Raw genomic sequence first — 422 nt, 5'->3', positions numbered from 1 at the left:
TTGTGCGCGATGGATCTACAATTGGGGCTTGAAGGAGAGGTCGACTGCCTTCTACAACAACGGTCAGCGCGTGTACTACAAGGATTTGGCGGCGCGCCTCAAGGGTCTGAAACAGGACCCTGAAACGTCATGGTTGAGTGAAGTGTCGTCGGTCGTCCTGCAGCAATCGCTTCGTCACCTGGATACGGCTTTTACAAAATTCTTCAAGAAGGAATCGGACTATCCCACGTTCAAGTCTCGCCCTTGCCAAAAGTGAAGGGCGAGGTAGGCGTTGATCTGAATACTTCCGAGATTGTTGAGCGCGATCAATCTATTTGAGGGTGGTTTGGGCGGTTTTTTGCAAAATAGATGAGGGTATGGGGGTTGAGCGCCCTCAAAGAACTTGACTGGCAAGCCCCTCAAGGGCGAGTCTTTGGTTTCCC

The 422-nt window shown here is 51.7% G+C and carries 1 pseudogene; it reads left to right on the top strand.

The annotated features are described in order from the left end of the window. A pseudogene (locus IV91_RS0113780) lies at positions 1-256 on the top strand (RNA-guided endonuclease TnpB family protein); the annotation flags it as partial. Positions 257-422: the final 166 nt, after the last annotated feature.

Origin of the sequence: Ferrovum myxofaciens, assembly GCF_000735045.1 — a bacterium.
In the GTDB taxonomy this organism is placed as follows: Bacteria; Pseudomonadota; Gammaproteobacteria; order Burkholderiales; family Ferrovaceae; genus Ferrovum; species Ferrovum myxofaciens.
The sequence above is the reverse complement of the archived record's forward strand: the minus strand, read 5'-3'. Positions and strand labels throughout refer to the sequence as shown.